23 protein-coding genes are annotated in these 22240 nt (G+C 62.3%); 7 read left to right on the top strand and 16 right to left on the bottom strand.

Going from position 1 to position 22240, the window contains the following annotated elements; all coding sequences use genetic code 11:
* Positions 1-56: 56 nt before the first annotated feature.
* Positions 57-818, bottom strand: a complete 762-nt coding sequence (locus tag NKH42_RS27890; protein WP_352508540.1) for an SOS response-associated peptidase — start codon at positions 816-818, stop codon at positions 57-59.
* Positions 819-939: 121 nt separating this feature from the next.
* On the opposite strand from NKH42_RS27890, the gene NKH42_RS27885 reads away from it, so the two are divergent.
* The 4 genes from NKH42_RS27885 (at position 940) to NKH42_RS27870 (ending at position 3306) form a co-directional block, all read left to right on the top strand.
* Positions 940-1365, top strand: coding sequence for an NUDIX hydrolase (locus NKH42_RS27885; RefSeq protein WP_352508519.1), 426 nt, complete (start codon positions 940-942; stop codon positions 1363-1365).
* A gap of 48 nt (positions 1366-1413) precedes the next feature.
* On the top strand, positions 1414-1791 hold the full coding sequence (locus NKH42_RS27880; RefSeq protein ID WP_023677748.1) for a TIGR02301 family protein: 378 nt from the start codon (positions 1414-1416) through the stop codon (positions 1789-1791).
* Between the two features lie 373 nt (positions 1792-2164).
* On the top strand, positions 2165-2422 hold the full coding sequence (locus NKH42_RS27875) for a hypothetical protein (protein WP_008874920.1): 258 nt from the start codon (positions 2165-2167) through the stop codon (positions 2420-2422).
* A gap of 80 nt (positions 2423-2502) precedes the next feature.
* On the top strand, positions 2503-3306 hold the full coding sequence (locus tag NKH42_RS27870; protein WP_352508518.1) for a hypothetical protein: 804 nt from the start codon (positions 2503-2505) through the stop codon (positions 3304-3306).
* Positions 3307-3339: 33 nt separating this feature from the next.
* Here NKH42_RS27870 and NKH42_RS27865 read toward each other — a convergent pair whose 3' ends face one another.
* Entirely contained in the window at positions 3340-4671 is a 1332-nt protein-coding gene (locus NKH42_RS27865; RefSeq protein WP_352508517.1) for a dihydroorotase, read from the bottom strand.
* 83 nt (positions 4672-4754) lie between these two features.
* Here NKH42_RS27865 and ygfZ point away from each other — a divergent pair, with 83 nt between their 5' ends.
* The 3 genes from ygfZ (at position 4755) to NKH42_RS27850 (ending at position 8450) form a co-directional block, all read left to right on the top strand.
* Positions 4755-5615, top strand: a complete 861-nt coding sequence (ygfZ, locus tag NKH42_RS27860; RefSeq protein ID WP_352508516.1) for a CAF17-like 4Fe-4S cluster assembly/insertion protein YgfZ — start codon at positions 4755-4757, stop codon at positions 5613-5615.
* Positions 5615-6247: a YfbR-like 5'-deoxynucleotidase gene (locus NKH42_RS27855; protein WP_352508515.1), complete on the top strand. Its 633-nt coding sequence runs from the start codon at positions 5615-5617 to the stop codon at positions 6245-6247. The genes ygfZ and NKH42_RS27855 overlap by 1 nt, the downstream gene beginning before the upstream one ends.
* 64 nt (positions 6248-6311) lie before the next feature.
* Positions 6312-8450, top strand: a complete 2139-nt coding sequence (locus tag NKH42_RS27850) for a putative bifunctional diguanylate cyclase/phosphodiesterase (RefSeq protein ID WP_352689567.1) — start codon at positions 6312-6314, stop codon at positions 8448-8450.
* A 129-nt stretch (positions 8451-8579) separates the two neighbouring features.
* Here NKH42_RS27850 and NKH42_RS27845 read toward each other — a convergent pair whose 3' ends face one another.
* The 14 genes from NKH42_RS27845 to rnc all read right to left on the bottom strand — a co-directional run bounded on the left by NKH42_RS27845 (position 8580) and on the right by rnc (position 22236).
* The gene (locus tag NKH42_RS27845; RefSeq protein WP_352508513.1) at positions 8580-8852 is read right to left on the bottom strand and encodes a DUF3303 domain-containing protein; all 273 of its coding nucleotides are present in this window, start codon (positions 8850-8852) and stop codon (positions 8580-8582) included.
* 21 nt (positions 8853-8873) lie between these two features.
* The gene (locus NKH42_RS27840) at positions 8874-10337 is read right to left on the bottom strand and encodes a RimK family ATP-grasp domain-containing protein (protein WP_352508512.1); all 1464 of its coding nucleotides are present in this window, start codon (positions 10335-10337) and stop codon (positions 8874-8876) included.
* Positions 10334-11440, bottom strand: a complete 1107-nt coding sequence (locus NKH42_RS27835; protein ID WP_254820202.1) for a peptidase C39 family protein — start codon at positions 11438-11440, stop codon at positions 10334-10336. Before NKH42_RS27835 ends, NKH42_RS27840 begins: the two co-directional genes overlap by 4 nt.
* Before the next feature lie 208 nt (positions 11441-11648).
* On the bottom strand, positions 11649-12440 hold the full coding sequence (locus NKH42_RS27830; RefSeq protein WP_352508511.1) for an anti-sigma factor family protein: 792 nt from the start codon (positions 12438-12440) through the stop codon (positions 11649-11651).
* Entirely contained in the window at positions 12437-12955 is a 519-nt protein-coding gene (locus NKH42_RS27825) for a sigma-70 family RNA polymerase sigma factor (protein ID WP_254820200.1), read from the bottom strand. Before NKH42_RS27825 ends, NKH42_RS27830 begins: the two co-directional genes overlap by 4 nt.
* A gap of 197 nt (positions 12956-13152) precedes the next feature.
* A complete protein-coding gene (locus NKH42_RS31325; protein ID WP_502896235.1) occupies positions 13153-13293 on the bottom strand; it encodes a hypothetical protein in 141 nt (46 codons plus the stop codon).
* 143 nt (positions 13294-13436) lie between these two features.
* On the bottom strand, positions 13437-14333 hold the full coding sequence (locus NKH42_RS27815) for an ABC transporter substrate-binding protein (RefSeq protein ID WP_352508510.1): 897 nt from the start codon (positions 14331-14333) through the stop codon (positions 13437-13439).
* A gap of 40 nt (positions 14334-14373) precedes the next feature.
* On the bottom strand, positions 14374-17073 hold the full coding sequence (locus NKH42_RS27810) for a DUF2339 domain-containing protein (RefSeq protein WP_352508509.1): 2700 nt from the start codon (positions 17071-17073) through the stop codon (positions 14374-14376).
* Between the two features lie 84 nt (positions 17074-17157).
* Positions 17158-17328, bottom strand: coding sequence for a hypothetical protein (locus NKH42_RS27805; protein WP_352508507.1), 171 nt, complete (start codon positions 17326-17328; stop codon positions 17158-17160).
* Positions 17325-18110, bottom strand: a complete 786-nt coding sequence (gene recO, locus NKH42_RS27800; protein ID WP_352508505.1) for a DNA repair protein RecO — start codon at positions 18108-18110, stop codon at positions 17325-17327. The genes NKH42_RS27805 and recO overlap by 4 nt, the downstream gene beginning before the upstream one ends.
* 112 nt (positions 18111-18222) lie before the next feature.
* Positions 18223-19356, bottom strand: coding sequence for a porin (locus NKH42_RS27795; RefSeq protein ID WP_352508503.1), 1134 nt, complete (start codon positions 19354-19356; stop codon positions 18223-18225).
* Positions 19357-19701: 345 nt separating this feature from the next.
* Positions 19702-20436, bottom strand: coding sequence for an antitoxin Xre/MbcA/ParS-like domain-containing protein (locus NKH42_RS27790; RefSeq protein WP_352974668.1), 735 nt, complete (start codon positions 20434-20436; stop codon positions 19702-19704).
* A 151-nt stretch (positions 20437-20587) separates the two neighbouring features.
* Positions 20588-21514, bottom strand: a complete 927-nt coding sequence (era, locus tag NKH42_RS27785; protein ID WP_023677765.1) for a GTPase Era — start codon at positions 21512-21514, stop codon at positions 20588-20590.
* Positions 21511-22236: a ribonuclease III gene (gene rnc / locus NKH42_RS27780; RefSeq protein WP_254820195.1), complete on the bottom strand. Its 726-nt coding sequence runs from the start codon at positions 22234-22236 to the stop codon at positions 21511-21513. The genes era and rnc overlap by 4 nt, the downstream gene beginning before the upstream one ends.
* Between the last annotated feature and the right edge of the window lie 4 nt (positions 22237-22240).

The raw sequence follows: 22240 nt of genomic DNA, 5'->3' as shown, positions 1-22240 counted from the left end.
AATGCGGTCGGGTGAAGATTGAGGCGCTCACGGCGAGCCAGTAACAGTAGCTTTTGCTAAAATAAACTCATCTGATTGTCGTTCGCGCCGGACTTCTGGCGCTTGACCTTCTCGGGCTCAGGCTCGATGACGCCCTTCTCCTGAATCTCCGACCCGGTATCGGCGACCTTATTGACGAGGTCGGAAACCGGGATCGCTTCGAAGAAATCGGGCTGGGCGGGTCTCAGCAGATCGGCCACGTCGCGCGGCTCGAGCGTGCGGCAATCCAGCCAGCGTGCGAAATCCTCGGGATGGATCACTACCGGCATGCGGTCGTGGATATGGGCAGTATCGGCATTGGCGTGGGCGGTCAGAATGGCGCCGGTGTCCACTTCCGAGCCGCCCGGCTCGGCATAGGTCTCAATCAGCCCGGCGAAGGCGACAAGCCCGCCCTGTCTTGGCCGCACCCAATAGGGCTGCCCTCTTCTGCCACCGGTTTGGTGCCATTCGTAGAATCCCGAAGCCGGCACCAGGGCGCGGCGATGGCGCATGGCAGCGCGAAACGACGCCTTTTCCGAAGCCCCCTCGGAACGCGCGTTGAACAGCAGCGGGAAATTACGCGTATCCTTCACCCAAGCAGGAATCAGGCCCCAGCGCACCAGAATCGAGCGGCGGTCGGGCAGGTTCGAGCCCGGCGCCTGCGTCAATCCGGCGAGCGCCATCAGCACCGGCTGCGTCGGCGCGATATTGTAGCGGGCCGGAAACTCCTCAGGTTCCGCCAGGCCGAGAAAGGCAGCGGTCTGGTCCGGAGTGGCTGTCAAAGCAAAGCGTCCGCACATGAATTCAGCTTTCGATTGGTGGCGTATGAAAGTGGCCATGGAACCTGCCTTTCGCAACCGCTAAAGCTGTTCGCCGACGGTCGGTCCACAACGGGCTGTGCCAATCGAGCGATCCGGAGCCATGGAAGCACGCAAGATCATTCCGGCAGTCTCGGCCTGCGTCGTGCGCGAGAACACGGTGCTGCTGGTCAAGCGGGCCAGGCCGCCCTCGCAAGGCCTCTATGCCTTTCCCGGCGGCAAGGTCGAAGCCGGCGAGACGCTGGAACAGGCAGCACGGCGCGAATTGCTGGAAGAGACCGGATTGCAGGCGTGCAGCTACCGGCCGCTGCGGGAAATCCACATTGACGGCAGCGGGGACGGACATCCGGTCGACTACTGGCTGACGGTGTTTGGGGCCGATTATGCCGGCGGCGAGGCGGTTGCCAGCGACGACGCCGAAACCGCGGCTTTCTATACGCTGGCCGAAATGATGGCGATGCCGCTCGCCGATGCAGTGTTTGAAATTGCCGACGATCTACTCGGTCCCAAAAAAGACGGCGAGACGTGAGCCAGAGAATCGCCTTGCAGGCGACAAATTGTTCCAGCACAAAGCCTCATGAGCCGCACGTCTTCGTTTCTCGCCGCATGCCTCGCCGTCAGTGTGGTTGTCGGTGCGCGCCCGGCGATTGCCGCCGAAGCACCGTTCGAGCCCGGGCTGATGCGGCTGGCGGAAGTGCTCGGCTCGCTGCATTTCCTGCGTAATCTGTGTGGCGAGAAGGGCGATCGGTGGCGAGCCGAGATGGAAAAACTGATCGCATCGGAAAATCCGAACCCGGAGCGGCGCGCCCGCTTCATCGCCAGCTTCAACCGCGGCTACCGGTCGTTCGGCGGCACTTATACGCAATGCACCGCCTCGGCGACGGAAGCCATCAGCCGCTACATGAAGGAAGGCGAGACGCTGTCTCGCGACATCGCTTCGCGCTACGGAAACTGACGACGGCAGCCGCTTTCCGGAAAAGCTGCATCAAGGGTCGGCGCCGTCGCGGCGGACGCGTTCGACACTTCCCCGCTTGCCTCGACTGAGGTCTTGGTGCAAACCTAATGTTGCACTTTTGCAACTATGTTAACGAAACGTTAGCGCGCAGATGTGAAATTAACTCAAACTGAAGGTTTCCGTCCCCTTGGCCGACCTAATCGGCTAAGTTTGAAACGGATCGGATGCAGGTTTGCTAGACGCGACGGAATTTGTAGACAGCGACCAAAAAAATGTCGCATTTACAGATACTTACTTGCGCCTGCGTGTAAAAGGGACAACTCAAGCTTGATCCCTGTCCAACGGATCACCGCTTGAAAGGGTGGACATCGCAATGGAACATGGCGTCAACGACATCGACGCGCTGGTCAGGGAAGAAAAGCGCCTGACTGCCGTGGAAAGCCACAGCGAAGCCTGGGCAGAAGGATTGTCGGCGGGGATCGAGCCGGAAATCATCGCCGAGGCAGCCCTCGAAACGGCATTCGGCGAAATGCTGCGCGCCAATGGCGAGACCTCGGCGCTTGCCCTGCTCGATCGCATGCGTGAAAAGGTGATTGCCGGGGCCTTCGAGCCCGAAAGACTGCGGCACTGATCTCGGTTCTTTGACGACGGCGCGCCGCCGGACGTCATGTCCGGGCACATGGATGGGCTGGAACCAGGGAGTAGCAGGCGGTGAATTTTTCGATATCAGGCAAGCCACGCGGCCTGGTCCTCGGCATTTGGCTTACTGCTTCCTGCGCCACAATTCCCCTTGCACTGTTTCTTGCGAGCAGTCCCGCTCACGCCCTCAGCGAGATCAAACGCGAAGACCTGCCCTCGCCGGTCACGCCGCCGCCGGACGGCGACATGTCGCCGTCTGGAAGTACCGTGCCGATGCCCGGCCCGCTCGGCACGGTACCACCTCCAGCCCGCCAGCCGACTCCATCCGAGGAGCCAGAGCAAACCGAACCGAAAGGGCCAACGGACGATGGCGGGATGGCCAATCCGCATGTCGATCCGGACGCGCCTGTGCCCGAAGTCGTCTACGACCTGGCCAAGTTGCCGGAACCGGTCAGGCGCATGCACGATCTGATCGTCGAGGCGTGCAAAAGCGGCGACATCGAAAAGCTTCGGCCGCTGATCGGCACGGGAGACATGATGACCCAATTGTCGCTGGGTGACATCGAGGGCGACCCGATCGCCTTCCTGAAGGGCCTTTCGGGCGATACGGAAGGCCAGGAGATCCTCGCCATCCTGGAAGAGGTGCTCAGTGCCGGTTTTGTCCATGTCGATGCCGGCACGCCGCAGGATCTCTATGTCTGGCCCTATTTCTTCGCCCTGCCGCTGGACAAGCTCGATGCCAGGCAGCGGGTCGAGCTGTTCAAGATCGTCACCGCCAGCGACTATGACGATATGAAGCAGTTCGGTGCGTACATCTTCTACCGAGTCGGCATCACGCCGACCGGACAATGGACGTTCTTCGTTGCTGGGGATTGAGTGGTTTAGCCTGGCCCTTATGAGGCAGGGAGCTTAGCCCGCCAACGCCTCGCAAAACTCCACCGCCCTGCCCTGGCTCGGCGCGACGATCTCGCCTTCCCACATCACGCGCCGGCCCCGAACGATGGTGCCGACCGGCCAGCCGGTCACCTGCCTGCCGTCATAAGGCGTCCAGCCGGCCTTGGAGCCTTGCTGGGCGTTGGCGATGGTCTCTCGGCGCTTCAGATCGACGATGGTCAGATCGGCATCGTAGCCGGCGGCAATACGGCCTTTCCTGGCGATGCCGAAAATACGCTGCGGGCCGTGGCTGGTCAGGTCGACAAAGCGCTGCAGCGTCAGCCGGCCGGCGTTGACATGGTCCAGCATGATCGGCACCAAAGTCTGCACCCCGGTCATGCCGGACGGCGACGCCGGATAAGCTTTTGCCTTCTCGGCCAGCGTGTGCGGCGCATGGTCTGAGCCGAGGACATCGACAACGCCTTGCGCAATGCCCTGCCAGATCCCCTCGCGATGACGCGTGGCGCGCACCGGCGGGTTCATCTGGATCAACGTACCGAGCTGCGCATAGTCATCGGCGCTCAGCGTCAAATGATGCGGCGTCGCCTCGCAGGTCGCGACATCCTTGTGCTGTTCGAGGAAGCCTATCTCCTCGGCGGTCGAGATGTGCAGCACGTGGATCCGGGCGCGAACCTGGCGCGCGATGCGCACAAGGCGCTCTGTGCAGCGCAATGCAGCGATCTCGTCGCGCCACACCGGATGTGAGGACGGATCGCCCGCGATGCGCTCGCCAAGCCGCTCGCGCAGCCGGAACTCGTCCTCGGAATGAAAGGCGGCGCGGCGGCGTGTGTTCCTCAGGATCGAGGCAACGCCTTCGTCGTCCTCGACCAGCAGGTCGCCGGTGGACGAGCCCATGAACACTTTTATGCCGGCCGCACCCGGCAGCCGCTCGAGATTGCCAACGTCTTTTGCATTGTCGCGGGTCCCGCCGACCCAGAAGGCAAAGTCGCAATGCATGCGGCCGGTGGCACGCCGCACCTTGTCGACAAGGGTTGCCTCGCTGGTGGTCAGCGGATTGGTGTTCGGCATCTCGAAGACGGCGGTGACGCCGCCAAGCACCGCTGCCCGGGAGCCCGTCTCCAAATCTTCCTTGTGCTCCAGTCCCGGCTCGCGGAAATGCACCTGACTGTCGACGACGCCCGGCAGGATATGCAGCCCGTGGCAGTCGATCGTCTCGCCCGCCGATGCCTGGCGGAGGTCGCCGATGGCAGCGATGCGCCCACCATTGATACCGACGTCGCGAAAACCCTCGCCGTCGTGATTGACCACGGTGCCGCCTGTCAGGATGAGATCGTAGAGGGGGGCCATGCGGATCCGGTCTCTTGCGGGGGAAGTGCCAGCGGCTTACGTAATGACCGATAGTTTTGCAAGATCAGGCTCGTTTTCCCACCATGCCCTTTGCCTCGCTCAGAGATCGCGCACTCGTTTCCGTGTCCGGACCGGATGCCGAACACTTTTTGCAGAACATCCTGACCACCGACCTAGACGCGCTAGGCCGCGGCGAAGCAAAGCCCGGCGCCTTACTGACGCCGCAAGGCAAGATCCTTTTCGACTTCCTGATCTCGCGCGCTGGCGAAAATATTTTCCTGCTCGAATGCCGTGCTGAGACCACCGATGACTTCATGCGACGGCTGACGCTCTACAAGTTGCGCGCCAAAGTCGAAATTGCCAAGGCAGATCAGTCGGTTGTGACCGTCGTATGGGAAAGCGATTCAACTGCCTCGCAATTTGAATCCGCACCGGTTGCCGATGCGCGGTTTGTCGATGCTATCGTCACGCGCTTCTATGGTGGCGCCGCAGACAGCGGCGACCTTGCCGCATGGCAAGCCTTTCGCATCGCCAATGGCATTGCCGAAAGCGGCAGCGACTATCAGCTCGGCGACGCGTTTCCGCATGATGTGCTGCTCGACGAGATCGGTGGCGTCGGCTTCAAGAAAGGCTGCTACGTCGGCCAGGAGGTCGTCTCGCGCATGCAGCATCGCGGCACTGCCAGGCGCCGAGTGTTGATCGTCTCGGCCGAACGCCCCCTGCCCACTTCGCGCGCAGAGTTGGCCGTGGCGGGGCGACCAGTCGGCACGCTTGGCTCTACCGCCGGCACGACAGGCCTTGCCATTGCCCGCATCGACCGGGTCAAGGCAGCGCTCGACGCCGGCCTGCCGATCCTGGCTGACGACGTCGCTGTGTCGCTCGCCATCCCGTCCTGGGCGAAATTCAGCTTTCCGCAGGAAGCCGTCGGCGCGGAGGACGCCTGATGGCGGCCGACCGCGCCGGGGCGCCGCCGCGTGCCTGGCAACGTATGCTGTCCGGCCGCCGGCTCGACCTGCTCGATCCCTCGCCGCTCGACATCGAGATCTCCGATATTGCCCATGGCCTTGCCCGCGTCGCACGCTGGAATGGCCAGACCAGAGGCGATCACGCCTTTTCGGTCGCCCAGCATTCGCTGCTGGTCGAAACGCTTGTCGGCGAACTGATGCCGGATGCCGACGCTGACGCGCGGTTGGCGGCGCTGCTGCATGACGCGCCGGAATACGTCATTGGCGATATGATCTCGCCGTTCAAATCCGTGATGGGCGGCAGCTACAGGGATTGCGAGACCAGGCTGCAGCGCGCCATCCATCTGCGCTTTTCACTGCCGGCCGAACTCGACGCGGGGCTGCGCAAGGAAATTAAGCGAGCGGATCAGATCGCCGCTTATTTCGAAGCAACGCTGCTTGCGGGTTTTTCGACGGCAGAGGCGACCGAGTTCTTCGGCAGGCCGCGCGGTTTCAACGCCGAGCACTTCGATGTCACGCCGCGCTCGGTGACCTGGGCGCAGAATGCCTTTCTCAAACGGTTTGCGGCGATCGAAAAGTCGCGACGCCAGACTGCCGTTCCAGCCGGCTGAAAACGGTAAATTAACCGGCAGGGACAACAGTGCCGTGGTTAACCATGGTCCATAGGCTTGCCTCATGCCCGTTGCCGGTATCAAGGCTGGTTCATCCGTCCGCCGACGGAGGGCCAAAGGCGTTGGTCTGCCGCGACGGATCGAAGACGAGCTACGCGAACAGAACGAGCGTTTTTCGGCAGCGATCGAGAACATGTCGCATGGCCTGTGCATGTTCGATGCCGATGAGCGGATGATCATCTGCAACAGGAACTACATCAGCATCTTTCGCCTCGACGCCGAAGTGGTGCGGCCCGGCATCCGGTTTTTCGACATCCTCCAGCACAGCGTGGATATCGGCATCGCCTCGCAAAGCGCCGAGCAACTCTATGCCATCCGCAAGCCCTATATCGACCAGGCAAAACCTTCCACCTATGAGGAAACGCTTGCAGACGGGCGCATCGTCAACATTTCGCACCGGCCGCTGGCGTCAGGTGGCTGGGTCTCGATCTACGAGGACATCACCGAGCAACGGCGCGCCGAGCAGGAGTTGAAAGAGCAGCACCGCCGTTTCGACGCAGCACTTGCCAACATGTCGCAAGGCCTTTTGATGTACGATGCGGACGGCAAGCTGATCGTGCGCAACGAACGTTTCCTGGAACTTTATCATGTCAGGCCCGCCGACTTCCCGCTTGGCATGAGCCACCGTGATGCGTTCAAGCGGCTGCTGGAACTGGGCATTTATACAAAGCTCGACCCCGACAGCGAAATCTCGCAAATCGAAGCCTGCCTGCGGGCGGGGAAAACACACGTAACGCATCGTCATCTCGCCGACGGCAGGACGCTGCTGGTTGCGCGCCGGCCGATGAGCGGCGGCGGCTGGGTCGCGACGTTCGACGATGTCACCGAGCGCAGGCGTGTGGAAGAGCGCATGACCCATCTTGCGCACCACGACACACTGACCAACCTGCCCAATCGCTCGATGCTTCGCGAACGGCTCGACCAAGCCCTGAGCGAGACGAGAGACGGATCGCTGGCGATATTCTCGCTCGACCTCGATCACTTCAAGGCAGTCAATGATACTTGGGGTCACCCCGCCGGCGACTGGCTGCTGAAATGCGTGGCCGAACGGCTGCAACGGTGCCTGCGCAATGAAACGGACGTTGTCTCCCGCTTCGGCGGCGACGAATTCGTCATCATCCTGTTCAATCTCAAAAGCCCGGGCGACGCGGAAAAGCTGGCCAAACGCATAGTCGAGATCATCGGAAAGCCGTTTCGCGACAAGAGACACGACATGCGTGTCGGCATCAGTCTCGGCATCGCGCTGTTTCCGAATGACGGCAAGGACGCCGAGACTTTGCTGAAAAATGCCGATATGGCGCTCTATCGGGCAAAGAGCGAAGGGCGCAACCTCTACCGCTTCTTCGAACCGGCCATGGACGCGAGGGTGCGGGCCCGCCGGGCGCTCGAAATCGATCTCAGGGCAGCGCTGTCGCGCCGCGAATTCGAGCTGGATTTCCAGCCGATCATGAACATCGCCTCCGGCGAAATCGTCGGTGCCGAAGCCTTGATGCGCTGGCGATCGCCGGTGCGCGGCCTGGTGCGGCCGGACGACTTCATTCCGGCCGCCGAGGAGACCGGGCTGATCGTGCCGCTCGGAGAATGGGCGCTGCGAAAAGCCTGCACGACCGCGGCCGGCTGGGCGGCTTGGCGCATCGCAGTCAATGTCTCCGCCGTGCAGATCAAAAGCGGTACCTTTGCCCGCAGCGTCATTTCGGCACTGGCGTTCTCGGGCGTGCCGGCCAACCGACTTGAACTGGAAATCACCGAAACGGTGCTGATGGACGAGAGCGATCTGGTGCTCAAGACACTCAGGCAGCTACGCGATCTGGGCGTCCGCATCGCGCTGGACGATTTCGGCACCGGCTATTCCTCGCTGGGCTACCTCAGGCGCTTTCCCGTCGACAAGATCAAGATCGATCGCTCGTTCACCCGTGACATCGACAGTCGCGATACCGCGGCGATCGTGCGCACCATCATCGGGCTTGGCGCACAGCTGGGCATCACCGTCACCGCCGAAGGTGTCGAGACCGAAGCGCAGCTTGAATTCCTGCAAAAAGAGGGTTGTGTCGAGGCCCAAGGCTATTTGATCGGCGTGCCGTCAAAGGCGTCGGACATCAATCGGCTGCTGAAGTCGAGCGCGACGATCCGGCAGTCCGGCTAAGTGCGACAGTCTCGCGGAAGCGCGGGCAACCGGCTTAGATCTGCTTGAGATGACGCTCGATTCGCGTGTTAATTCCTTGATAGAGAAGGCGGAATTCAGGTGTGGCGAACCAGGAGGTTCCTTGCCGGGTCAGAGGTGCCCGTTCAATGCCTCAACCATATCCTTGTTCGTCGCCACAGGAACAATCTCGAATTCGACCAGATCCGCCCATTCGATGACCCACCGCTGCAGGAGCGTGATGTCATCGGCCTCCACCAGCAGGAAGCAGCGGCTCATATCCGCTGCGATCCAGCTGTGGTGCACGAGAAGCGCGTCCGGCTTCAGGCGGCCCTGGTCGCGGAAACGGCGGTAGATCTCCTTGCGGTCGCAGCCGCGAAAATCCTCGATCACGAAGAACAGCATCTTTTCCCCCACAATCGTATATCATCGCCCCGGCCTGTCCAGCCGCTCCAGGAACCACTGCGTCAGCCGCACCCAGACCTCGTCCTTTTCGCCAGAGTCTTCCCAGCCGTGGTCGAGGTTGGGGTTGTCGTTGACCTCGATGACGAAGACGCCGTCCCTAGTTTCCTTGAGGTCGACGCCGTAGAGGCCGTCGCCGATGCAACGCGCCGCACTCACCGCCGTCTCGACGACATGGGCCGGCGCTTCCTTCAGGGTGAAGGTCTTGATGCCGCCCTGGTCGGGCTTGCCGTTGGCCTTGTGATTGACGATCTGCCAATGTTTCTTGGCCATCAGATAATGGACAGCAAACAAGGGCTGGCCGCCGAGGACGCCGACGCGCCAGTCATATTCCGTCGGAATGAATTTTTGCGCGATCAGGAGGTCGGAATCCTCCAGCCATTCGGTTGCGAGCGTCTTCAGCTCGTCGAAGGTGCCGCATTTCTTGACGCCGCGCGAAAACGAGGAGTCCGGGATCTTCAGCACCAGCGGGAAGCCCAGCGTCTGCGCCGCAAGTTCCAGGTCCGAGGTGCCGGCTATCATCACCGTTGGCGGCACCGGTACCTTGTTGTAGGTCATCAGCTCGTTGAGATAGACCTTGTTGGTGCAGCGGATCATCGACAGCGGATCGTCGATGACCGGCATGCCTTCCTGCTGGGCGCGGCGGGCAAAGCGGTAGGTGTGGTTGGAGATCGAGGTGGTCTCGCGGATGAACAGCGCGTCGTAGTTGGCGAGCTTGGCCAGATCCCGCTTGGTGATCGGCTCGATTTCGACGCCCATCTTTTCAGCGATCTTGGCCCAGTGGCGCAGCGACGAAATCTCCGACGGTGGCAGTTCCTCATGCGGATCGACCAGAGTGGCGAAAGTGTAGCGCGCCGGCGTGCGGCCCTTGGTGTCGCGCCACTCGCGGTTGGTGTAGGTCTCCAGGCACTGGAGAAAGTGCGTTTCCTCGTCCTCGGTCATCCTGGCCAGGGGATGGAACCCGATCTTGCGGATCGAGGCCCATTCGGCGCTGTCCCTGATGTGGACCTCGAGCGCCGGGGCACGGAACCAGTCGAACAGAAGTTTTGCGAAGCGGTCCCAGATCCTGGATGGTCCGATGCCGAAGAAGATGCAGACCTTCTGGGGAAAAGCGCCACCCAGATCCTTGCGGCACTTGTTGAGTGCGAGTTCGAGTTCCGGCAACGCGTGCTCATAGAGCTTGCGCTCCGACAGGTCGATCATCGTTTCGACCGTCGGGATGACCTTATGGCCGCGCGAACCAGCAAGCAGCGACGCGTAATAGCCGCGGCTCTGGTAGCCGTAATTGTTCGACAGGTTGATGACCTTCGGCCGCTGACCGCGAAACAGTGCCGGATGGGCAAGGTAGTCGCGATTGGTGATGATCTTGTGCGGCGTCGCCACTTGGTCGAGATCGTTCTGCCGGCCGGTAAGGATGACCCAGGTCATTGGCTATCGCGCTTTCCGAGAGTGATAGCGGCGCGCAATCCGTCGCGGCCGAATTGCGCCATGTTCATGAAGATGCCGTAAGGCACGGGAATGTTGGCAGCATCGAGGATCGTCTCCTGCCGCTCGTCCTCGACCCAGGGGTCGTGGATCAGGATATGATCGCCGTCGTCACCGATGGCCAATACCCAGTGCGGAACCTTCTTGCCGAACATCAGGAAGCCGCTGATCAGGACCAGCACCAGTTTTCCCTCTGCGATCGCGGTGCGAATGTCGTCAAGCCCGAATGAACGGTAATTCACCGGGATGCTGTAAAGTTCCGCGCGGCGGCGAAAGTCGACCTGCGCCAGCTCCATGACGCGGCGCTTGTCCTCGCTGCGCACCGACTGCAGGAACAGCGCGCCGTAGAAGGAGACATAGATCTCAGCAGCAAGCCCGCTCTCATAGCCGGCGACGGCAAGCCCGAACGGTTCGCAGCCGCCCGGCCCCGACATCATGAAAACGGTCGTCGCCTCACGCCACAGCCTGATTTCCATCACCGGATCCGGCACGAATCCGGGGCCGAAGTAAGCCATCGCCATCATCAGGCAGCATGGTCCGCAAGTGAATTCGCAAGTTTGCTGATAAAACGGCACTTCGGTGGCCACCGGAATGTCGCCGCGCAAGGTCTTTTCATAGCGCAGCGCCGTGGCGCCATCCTCGTAATAGTCCGGCTCGCGGCCGATCTTGCGGTAGCCGCTCTGCTCGTAGATCTGGATCGCGCGCGGGTTGTCCTCGCGGACTTCCAAACGAAGCATCATGCGGCCGTGCTCGAAAGCGGCGGCCTCGGCCTCTTCCAGCAGCAGCCGGCCAACGCCACGGCCGCCGAAAAATGGACCAACGGCGATCGAATAAAGCCTCGCGACGCCGCTGCCCTTGCGAAACAGCACGACTGCATAGCCGGCGACGCGGCCATCGCTTTCGCCAACCAGCAGCTCGGCGGTGTCGCGTTCGATCAGTTGGCGAAAGGAGCGGCGAGAAATGCGATCGCTCGAGAAAACGGCTTTTTCGATGGCGGCGAGGTCATCGACGTCGGACGCGCGGGCCTTGCGAATCTCGGCAGGCATGCGGGCTCAGAAAACCTCGATTGGGTTGTGGAAACGGCCCTAGTCTAAACATCGGTCACACCAGCCGAAGTGCCAGCATTAAGCAAGCGCTATCGCACCTCGATTAGGGCCGAATTGTGACAGTTTTGACTGCAGGCAGGTCGCGCAAAGGCTTTGAACGACCTCCGTGTTTAGGCATCGGCGCGGCTTCGGAAGAGCGAGAGCCTGCTCAGCTTTGCAAGCCCGCCAAAAGCTGGCCATAGGCGCTCTTGGCCACTGCGGCCAGTTGCTCGCGCGGCAGCGAGCCGACGACGGCGCAGCCATAACCCTTGTCCAGCCAATAGACGGCCTCAGGACCATCGTCCTCCCCATAGGTGCCCTTGGCCTTGGCTGCCGATTCGGCGGTGACGAAGAGCGATATGCGCTCGCCCTTGACGTCCTCGTAAAGCAGCATCGCGGCCTTGCCCTGGCCGGCGGGCAGCAGCCGGCCACCGACCAGTTGGAATCCTTGCGCCGCCAGATCCGGCGCGACGAGCTTCAGACCCACCTGGTTCGACAACCAGCTCTGCAAATGATCCTTGTCGCTTGCCGGCACTTCCACCGCATGCCGCGTTTCGGCGGCATAGATGACGTGGGCGGCGATCGCCTCTTCGGCAAGCTGGTCCTCGGCGGTATTTTCCAGTCCGAGGCGGCCGATGCCGGCAAGGTAGCCGCCAGCACCGCCAATCGCCAGGATGGCGGCAGCGGCGGCCGCAAGCCACCAACGCGAGCGCGACGGCGATACTCTGACCACCGGCGCCTCGCCAAGCACCACCTTGCTCAACCGCACCGGCACGGGTTCGTCCAGCACGCCATTAAAGGCTGCGCGCAACGCTTCCCGGTCGGCGGCGTAGCGTGCGCTCTTGGCCTTCATCTCGGCATTGGCCTCGAGCCATGCCTCATAGGCCGTCCGCTCGTCGCCCGGCAACTCGCCATCGAGAGCCATGTGGATGTCGCGTTCGGAGAAATCGCGCCGGCTCATTTCTCAACGATCCTTATCGAGCGGCGGCGCGCGGTATCATCCAGCAGCGCTCGCAGTTCGTCACGCCCGCGCGCGATGCGCGACATCAAAGTGCCGGCGGGCACTCCAAGGATGTTGGCGGCTTCGGCATAGGAAAACCCTTCGATGGCGACCATCACAAGTGCCGCGCGCCGGTCAGGGCTGATCGCCTGCAGCGCGTCGACGATCTCGCGCGAGGCGATGCTCTCGACCTGCTCGGCGGGTGCTGCCTGCGCCTCGCTTGTCTCGAGCGGCAGCATCGCCGCCTCGCCGCGCCGGTTCACCTTGCGCATCTGGTCGATGAACAAATGGTGCATGATCGTAAACAGCCACCTCCTGGGGCTTTCTCCTGTCTGCCAATTGTCGAGCCGCACAAGCGCCCGCTCGAGACAATCCTGGACGAGATCGTCGGCGGAATCGCGGTCGCGCAACAGCGAGCGTGCATAGCGGCGCAGACGCGGTATTTCACCCAGGATTGCTGCCTTCTTTTCGTCCATGACCGCTGGTTCTGGAGCCCCTGTCCGTGGTGATTGAACGCGCCTTTGCAGCGCGGCGCAAGCGGCCAGCGCGAAGCGGTCCGCCGCCCCGGTCACCCAAGCAACTGAATAACGCTGCCGGTGGCAGGTTTATTCCCGGGTTGCATCCGAAAGTTGAAAGAAATGCGTGGTGACGAATAGCGGCGCGTCGACAAACGTCAGTCTTCCCGCGTCTCGTCTGTGAATTTCTTCATATCGAAGTCAGGATTGGGCAGGCCCATCCTCACCGCCTCGGCTTGCAGCCTGGCAATCCGGTCGCGAAGCGACACATTGGTGCGACTGCGTTCGAGTTCGTGCAAAGCGCGGTCCGCACCGCCTCCGTTTTGCTTGGAGCGTCCGTCTGGCGCTGCAACATAGTCGCTGAAGCATCCACTTCGGGGCCTCGTATATAGAGTGCCATTTGATCCTATGTCTCCCTTGCTGCGGGTCAGCGGCCGCAGTACTATTCAATCACACGCACCGCTCTATTTACTATATTTGAAGGCACCGTTAGACCGAGCTTTCTCGCGGTCTGCAAGTTCACCACCAATTCGTGCTGGGACAAAGTCTGAATTGGTATGTCGCGGGGGCTCTTGCCATCAAGAATCTTCTTCGCGCACAGCGCCATGTGATATGTTGCGCTTCGCAAGCTGGTGCCGTAGCAGAACAGACCTCCCGCATCGATCTGCTCCCGCGCGAAGATGGTTGGCAAGCGACGCGCAAGGGCAAGCTCCGCGATTCTTGCGCGGAGTGCTGCAATGTTCGGCTCCTCGAGGACGATGAGCGCTTCGACCAGTTCGCGATCCATCGCTGCAAAAGCGCCGTCAAGATCGGGCTGAGGCCCTATAATGCGGAGAACCTGCGGGTTCAGCCCAAATTCTTGTATTGCCCCAGCATTGGAGGCTGACAGGCAATCGGACACCCCCTGATCGCTCAAGATCGCGATGCGGGAGAGCGCTGGTAAGACGGCTCGCAACAACTCGACATGCGTCCGCGCCTGGTTTGGATCGAAGCTGGTTACTCCTGTCATGTTGCCGCCGGGCTTCTCCAGGCTTGCGGCGAGGCCATCACTGACCGGATCGACGACGACAGAATAAACGACGGGGAGCTCCGTTGTCGCCTTTTGGACCGCACGCGCGGTTACCGCCCCGATCACGGCGATAAGGTCGACGTTCAGCCTAACCAGTTCCGTCGCCAGGGTGGGAAGCCTGCCCAAATCACCATTGGCCGATCGCTGCTCAAACCGAATGCTCCGGCCTTCGGCAAATCCCAATTCTCTCAGCCCCTCCTTGAAGCCTTCGATTGGTCCCCCAGGGCCTGCCGTGATGATGCCGATCGTAGCTATGTCGTTTATGAGCAACGCGCTGTCCTCCAGGCTGGAGCTTCTTGCAGTGGACGACCTAATTTACCTCTCTCGCCGCCCTTGTCAGCAGCCGCTGATAAAACAGGCCGATGCCGATGAGCACCGCGCCGAGGCCGATGAAGGACAGCGCCCGTAACACCCCTTCCAGTTCCGACATGTCGAAGACGAAGACTTTGAGCACGGCGATCGAGATCAGCGCCGCCGACGCTATGCGCAGCACCTGGGACTTCAGCCAGACACCGGCGGTGAGCAGCACCACGCCGATGACCAGCCACAGAGCCGAATAAGTATAGGTCTCAAGCTGGCCGAGACCGCTCCACAGTCCGATGAACTCACCCTTGAACAGGCGCCTGACCGACAGCGTGGCATAGGCAAAAGCGAGCACCGCCGCCACCACCGCCAGCATCGCCGCATACCATTGCGGCCGCTTGTCACGGGAATAGAGTGCCAGTGCGCCTGCCGCGACCGCCGGCAAGAGGTAGGCGAGGAACAGAAGGTTGAACACCGGAATGCTGCCGGTCGATTCATCGGTCAGCAACGGGTTCAACGCCAGAAAATGCTGGAGGACGATGAAGGCGACCGAGACCACGCCCGCTGCAATCGAGCCGTAACGCAGCACCTGACTTGGCGAGCGCATGTCGATAGCGACCAGGATGGCACCGGCACCGATGGCGATCAGCGTGTAGATCGCCTGTTCGGCAAGCGTTGCAGCAGCCGTATCGATGACGCCGCCATGCATGGCATGGCGCACCAGCATGGCGACGGTGAGCAGGCAAAACAGCGCGGCGCCGGCCTCCATGGCAAGGCGCGGTCGGCCATTGGTAGTTCGGGCAAGCTGCCAGGCGGCAAAACCGAAAGCGAGCGCCGGCACGCCATATCCAAGCAGCAGCCAGTTGAACACCGGCGTCTTCGACAGGAACTCGGCACCGACGATGGTCGGGTCGAAGGCAGCGCGGCCAAGCACTGCAATCACCGCACCAACGGAAATCCAGCCAAGCACCGGATAGCTACGCCAGCGCGTCGCCAGCGCCGGCACGGCGGCGGCTGCTCCGAGCAGGATGGTTGTCCAGCCGGAACCAAAGGCCATGTGCAGCATCAGCAGGCCGGCAATCGCCGCGCCGCCGAGCGCGAAGGAGACGGCAGCGCCGCCGGTCAGCGGCGGCGCTTCGCCGCGTGCTATCCATTCGCCGCCGGCGACGAAGACGCCGACCAAAACGGCTGCGACCGCCGCATAAGCAAGGTCACGGTCGAGATTGCCGAAGGTAGACCAGAGCGCCAGCAGGATGACCAGTGGCGCGACAGCGCTCCAGGCCGCCCATGTGGCGGCGCGCAGCCAGCCATGGGCCGCAAAACGGCGCGCTGCCCAAAAGCCGAGGCCGATGAAGACCAGGCCGAGAACGATGCCGACCCTGAGCATCAAGGCATCGGACGCCACAACCGGCATGCCGTCGACGCCAAGAGCGCCGCCCGAAAAATCGGAAGCGATCGTGGTCGGCGGAATGATGCCGAGATAGACCAGTACCGTCGCCAGCCCGGCGGCGTGCAGCAGTGCCAGCGCCCGCGGCCGATAGAGCGCCACCCCCACCAGGGCTGCGACAAGGGCGGCACCCGGCAATGCACCGCGGATGGCGGCGAAGGCCGGATCGACAAACAGGGCCAGCGCCGAAAGCCCGACGAAGAAGCCCGGCGCGATCGACGGCCAATCGAAGCCGCTGCCGGCGACCGTTTCGTCGCGGCGGCCAAGCCAGACGAAGGCGAGCACGGCCAGTGTCACCCCGTCGATAAAAAGGATGACGGAAAGGTTCGTCCCCGGCGCTTCGGTCATGTAGAAGACGGTCCAGATGCCGGTGGCGACGAAGGCAGCGGCCATCAAAAGGCTCCAGTCGCGGATACGGGCGATGACGCCGGTGGCGACGAGCACGATCGCCAGATAGCCGAACAGCGCCCACGGATTGGGCGCCTGCGAGGCGACCAGCAGCGGCGTCACCATGGCACCGAGCAGGCCGACGCCGGCCAGCGCCTGACCGTGGACCAGGCTTGCCGCGATCGTCGCCACCCCGATGGCGCCGAGCAGCGTGAAAGCGAGCGTCGGGCCGATGAAGCCGTAAATGCTGTACGCGGCGTAGACGGTACCGAACAGGATGAAAGCGCCGGCGGCCGTCAGGATTGCCGGGATATAGGCACCGGCGGCACCTTGCACCGGCACCCTGAAGCCGGTGCGCCGGATGAACTCGCCGCCGGCGACCAGCACCAGCCCGAGTGCCGCCGTCATGGCGAGCCGCACGCGCGGCCCGAAAATGCCGGCCTCGATGGTGTAGCGGATCAGGAACAGGCCGCCCAGCGCCAGCGCGATGCCGCCGACCCAGACCGCCCAGCGAGTACCGAGAGCCGTTTCGACGTCGGACTGGCGAGCTGGCTTCGCCGCGGCCGCCGGTAGCGCCGACTCCGGCGCGGATGGCGCCGCGGTATCGGCCTCGGCCTCTGTGGCTGATGCGACCGCTGCGGTCCCTGGCGATGCCAGGTCGGCTGCGGCCGCAAGCGGTATTGCGGCATCCGCCGGTTTGCTGTCGTTTGCTGCCGGTTCTTTGGCTTGCAGCGGCAGCGCAGGCATGCCCGAAAGCACAAGGCTGCGCAAGGCGCCAAGCTCGCGCTCGATCAGGCCGATACGGCCCTGCTGGCGTGAAATGATGACGAACAGCGCGATGATGGCGACGAGGCCAATCAGGCTTTCAAACATGGCGGTTCCCCCAAACCAGGCCAGTTGTCACTGACATTCAATGTTCAGTGACATTCAAATGCGGCGGCCAAACGGCCGGTCCATTCAACGTGCCACCAGATTGGCCGCCGGACAGATCGAGCATGTTTCAGTGCCGAAAGCCAGCAGCTTGCCGTTGACATCCTTCAGCGCCGCTTCCGAAACCGCCAGCGTGCCGCCCTTTGTGCCAAGGCCGAGCGGCGAAACGTTGCCGGGATAAGGTTCAACGTCGCTCATCTGGTGGTCTCCCCGGCGGTTTCTGCGGCGCTCGCCTTGCCGGATTCATGGCCGGGTGAGTGATGCCTGCGCAAGGCGGCGAGAAACCCGGCGCGGGCGCCGGGAGGCTCGATGCCGCGCGGTTCGTAGACATGGCGGGTCAAAAAGAAGCCGGTCAGCCGGAAGGCGTCCTCGATCGCCGCCGGATCGGCGCGCAGCCCGGAGCCGCGCTGCAGGAAGGCCGGCAGCGCCAGCATCTTGTCGCGCCACGGCGCGCCCGCCGCGCGCGACACGGCGCGGCCGGATTTCGGCGAGACATAGGCAAGATCCTGCCTGGTGCCGGTCGCCGCACACTGGCTGAGATCGAGGCCGAAACCGAGTTCGTCGAGGACCAGCAGCTCGAAGCGGGCCACCAGCTCGCCTGCGGCATCGGCATCGTCGAGATGAGCGATCATCACCGCAAGCGTCTCGAAAAGGCCGCCATGGGCGTCACGCTCGGGCAGAAGACGCAAATGTGCGGCCATCGTCTGCAGGCCGTAGACGGCAACGGCGCTGTCCATCAGCCGGGCGGCGTTCATCTCGATCGCCTCGACCTGGAAGGTGCCGAGATGCTCGTCGAGCCGCGCCCGCCACAGCAGGTCGACGCGATTGCCGGGCTGCAAGACCGGCTGCTGTTTGCGCGAACGGCCGCCGCGCACGAGGCCGAGATGGCGGCCATGCACGCGCGTCATCACCTCGAGGATGGCGCTGGTTTCGCCATGCTTGCGGGTGCCCAGAATGATTCCCTCGTCGCGCCATTCCATGACGAGAGCTTGTCACCGGTTGGATGGCGAAATCAAGATGAGCGACTATCCGCCGCAAACCAAAACGGCCCGTAGCGTATCGCTACGGGCCGTTCGGAGATACTGGCTTCGATTAGAACGAGCGCTGGAAGCGGAGAATGCCGCCGACGCTGTTTTCCTTGTCGGCTTTGGTGAAATTCGTGACGGAATCTTCACCAAGATGCAAGTAGTCGACTTCGGCTGTGATCTTGAGACCCTTGACGATTTCATAGGCGATGTTCGCTGCAAGGCCGAAGTTCTTGCCTTCGTCATAGGAGAGCTGGGTGTTGAACGAGATCTTCTCGTTGATAGTGTAGGTGCCACCCCCCCAGACCGCCCAGTTGCCGCTCCACTGCTTGTAGAAGCCACGACCGTGGGCGTCGATCGCGTTGCCTGCGTCATCCGTGAGGTTGTCGTCGGTGCCGTAGCCGCCCATGATGAACAGAGACAGGTTGTCCATGGGCTTGACGTCCAGGCGAACCTTGCCGGCCACTTCTTCATAGTTGCTGTCATAAGCGACGACGCCGGTGATGGCGCCCCAACCCTGCGTGTATTTCACGCCCCCGACGACATGCGGAACGTAGCTGTCGATCGTACCAACGACGCCAGAGCCTTCTTCGAGCGAGACCACGGCCGAGAAGCCAGTGCCGGCGTCGAAATAGTACTGGACGACATTCGTGTCGAAGGCACCATACGGAACCAGCGTATCCTGGATGACGCTACCGGCATAGCCGATGAACGTGTCGAAGGCCGATTCGTCCTTACCGACGCGCAGACCACCGAGTTGGATCCAGGCGAATTTTAGCGACAGGCTCCTGTTATGGGCTTCGTTGGCGAAGATGTAGTCGTTTTCATTACCGAAGTTGAAGCGGGTCTCGGTGTAGGTCTTCAAGGTGCCGAGCTCGGTTTCCTGGCCGGTCCAGGTCTTAAGCGTGAAGCGGGCGTTCTTGCGGTAGGTGTCATTCGCGCTGCCATCATCATGGTCGCCGGTGACCGCACCGTCGAACGAGCCGACATCACCCACGCCGATATCGTAACGGACATAGCCGCCGATGCGCAGGCAGGTTTCGGTGCCGGGGATGTAGAAGTAGCCAGCGCCGTAAACGTCGCAGATCTTGACGTATTCGGCGGGTTCCGGCTCGGCAACGACGACGGCGTCAGCGGCGCGCGCGCCGGATACTGCGATCAGCGCCGCAGCGGAGCCGAGAAGCAGGCTCTTGATGTTCATTTTCTGACCTCTCCAGTCAAAGTTAAAAATGGTTTCGAATTTTGTGGCTGAACAGCAGCATTCCCCGCCTCACCCCACATCGAAAAAGGCTCGCACCGCTCCCCCTTTTCGGCGGCGAACATACCCAACCGCGCTTGATCCTCAATGACTATTCCGAAAATAATTATGGTTTTTGCAACAGAATAAATTCGTGTTGCGCAAATATCACGTTCGTTTAATCCACCAAGCTGAAATGACACAAATGGCACATTGTCACGTAAGTTAGAAGAGTACTTGTACGTTAGCCGTCCAATTGCAGCCCAACGTTTATCTACCCATCTAGAAAATTCGAAGGGTAGAAGGAAATTAAGCCAGCTTCATACGTGCTTCGTGCTGAGCAGCAACGGCAACATCCGCCACCAAATCCTGTTTAAGCAACTCAATTGGAATACGGCCGCCGAGCACGGCAGCGGGGCGGATCAGCCAGTGCCATGCGCGCCGCGGATTCGGCATTGCAGACAACACTTCCCGGATGCCGGATGCCGGCCTGCCGTCGACGAACTGCGCCAGCGGAAACACATGTTTGCGGCCGCCGGTGCGCAAGGCGACGACCCTACTGCTCCGCTGCCAACGATGCAGGGTCGACCGGGATATACCGAAATTGTCTTCCAGGAATGTCGGTCCGGCGACGCGACCTGCCCAGTCTTCGACCCGCATCGAATCGACGTCGTCTCGTCCGGCAGGCCGGCTTGAGACGTGTATGCTCCGGTCTTCAAACCCCGATGAGGCAGACGCCTCGGTGGCTTGGCCGCCGGCTTCCGCTGCCAGTATCCTCACGAACTGCAATACCCTGTCAGGCAGCCTTTCCTGCATGGTGTCGATGGCCCGAAGTTCGCTCGGTTGAAGTAGGGCGATTGCAGCGGCGATGGCTCCGGCGATCCTGCCCGCCGAACCAATCGCATCGTCATCGATGATTTGATCTCGCCGCGCCAGCACCCGCTCGATCTCAACAGCGACGGCATTTGCAACTCGGTCTGACGGATGGGGTCGATGCGATTCCAAGTCCTCATCATGTCCTAGATCTGGCTGCTTGCCCGTCACTTCCGTGTTGCTCGGAAGCGGGTCTTTCGCACAGCCTATACGGAGCATGTATGACGGAGGGACGACGAACGAGAACCGTCCAAGCGGCGACGTAAGGACCGGTCTGACCGCCGCTTGTATCAGAGCCGCGCGTCTTGACCTTAGCCGATCTCTAATGCGGAAACTCCAGCCCCATCTCGCGGTAGCGCTCGGGATCGTCGCCCCAGTTCTCGCGCACCTTGACGAACAGGAAGAGATGCACCTTCTGCTCGAGGATGCCTGCGATTTCCATGCGCGCGGCCTGGCCGATGGCGCGGATCGTCTCGCCCTTATGGCCGAGCACGATCTTCTTCTGGCTGTCGCGCTCGACATAGATTGTCTGGTCGATGCGCACCGACCCGTCCTTCTTCTCTTCCCATTTCTCTGTCTCGATGTGGGAGGAATAAGGCAGTTCCTGATGCAGCCTGAGATAGAGCTTTTCGCGGGTGATCTCGGCTGCGAGCTGGCGCATCGGAAGGTCGGAGATCTGGTCTTCAGGGTAGTACCAGGGTCCGGCCGGCAGGGTCTCGGCGAGATAGTCGAGCAGGTCCTTGCAGCCGGACCCCGTCAGCGCCGAAACCATGAAGGTGCGCTTGAACGGCACCCTTTCGTTGGCTGCCGCCGACAATGCAAGCAACGTCTCGTGCTTGACCCGATCGACCTTGTTGAGGATCAACACCATCGGCTGCCGGACATCCTTCAGCCGCTCGAGGATGGCATCTGCATCGCCCCGGATGCCGCGCTCGGCATCGATCAAGAGCAGCACGATATCGGCGTCCTTGGCACCGCCCCAGGCTGTGGTCACCATCGCGGTGTCCAGCCGGCGCTTCGGCTTGAATATGCCCGGCGTGTCGACGAAAACGATTTGCGCGTTGTTGTGGGTGGCAATGCCGCGCACGATGGCGCGCGTGGTCTGCACCTTGTGTGTCACGATCGACACCTTGGCGCCGACCAATTGGTTGACCAGCGTCGATTTCCCCGCATTGGGCGCGCCAATCAGCGCGACGAAGCCGGAGCGGGTAGCGGGCGCTTCTGTTGCGGGAGCTTCGGTGGCGGTCATGCGGCACTCCCTTGATCGAGCCAGACGCCTTCCCGCTGCAGAAGTGCCGCGGCTGCAGCCTGCTCCGCTTCGCGCTTGGAGCGCCCGCTACCGGTCGCCGGCGGATAGGCGCCGACCTTCACACTGACGGTGAACAGCGGATCGTGGTCCGGTCCCTCGCGGCTGTCGATTATGTAAACCGGCACTGCGCTTGCCGCCTGATGCGCCCATTCCTGGAGTTCGGTTTTCGCATCGCGACGGGCGGCGTCAATGGCTTGCGAGCGCGGCTGCCAGTATCTGTGGATAAAGGCACGGGCCGCTTCCAACCCGCCGTCGAGATAGAGCACGGCGATCAGCGATTCCAGTGCATCGGCGCGCAGATTGACGCGCTTGCGCCCATCGAGGCCGCGTACGTCCGAACCGGCGCGAATGAGTTCCGGCAGGCCGATCTCATCGGCGATTTCCGCCAGGGCCTCGGCGTTGACCAGGGCGTTCAGTCTGAGCGACAGCTCACCCTCGGCAGCGTCGGGAAATGCCGCCAGCAGCATATCGGCAACGACAAGGCCGAGAACGCGGTCGCCCAGGAATTCGAAACGTTCGTAGTCGACGCCGGCATGACTGCCGCGAGCGCTGGCATGGGTCAGCGCCCGCTGCAGGCGCTGGTGGTCGCCAAAACTGTGGCCGGTGCGCTCCTTGAGCGCCTCGGCGAGCGCATCGGCGGTCAGCCGTTTCGTCGCCGCCATGGTC

Source organism: Mesorhizobium sp. M1142 (genome assembly GCF_040318565.1).
GTDB lineage: Bacteria > Pseudomonadota > Alphaproteobacteria > Rhizobiales > Rhizobiaceae > Mesorhizobium.
The sequence above is the reverse complement of the archived record's forward strand: the minus strand, read 5'-3'. Positions and strand labels throughout refer to the sequence as shown.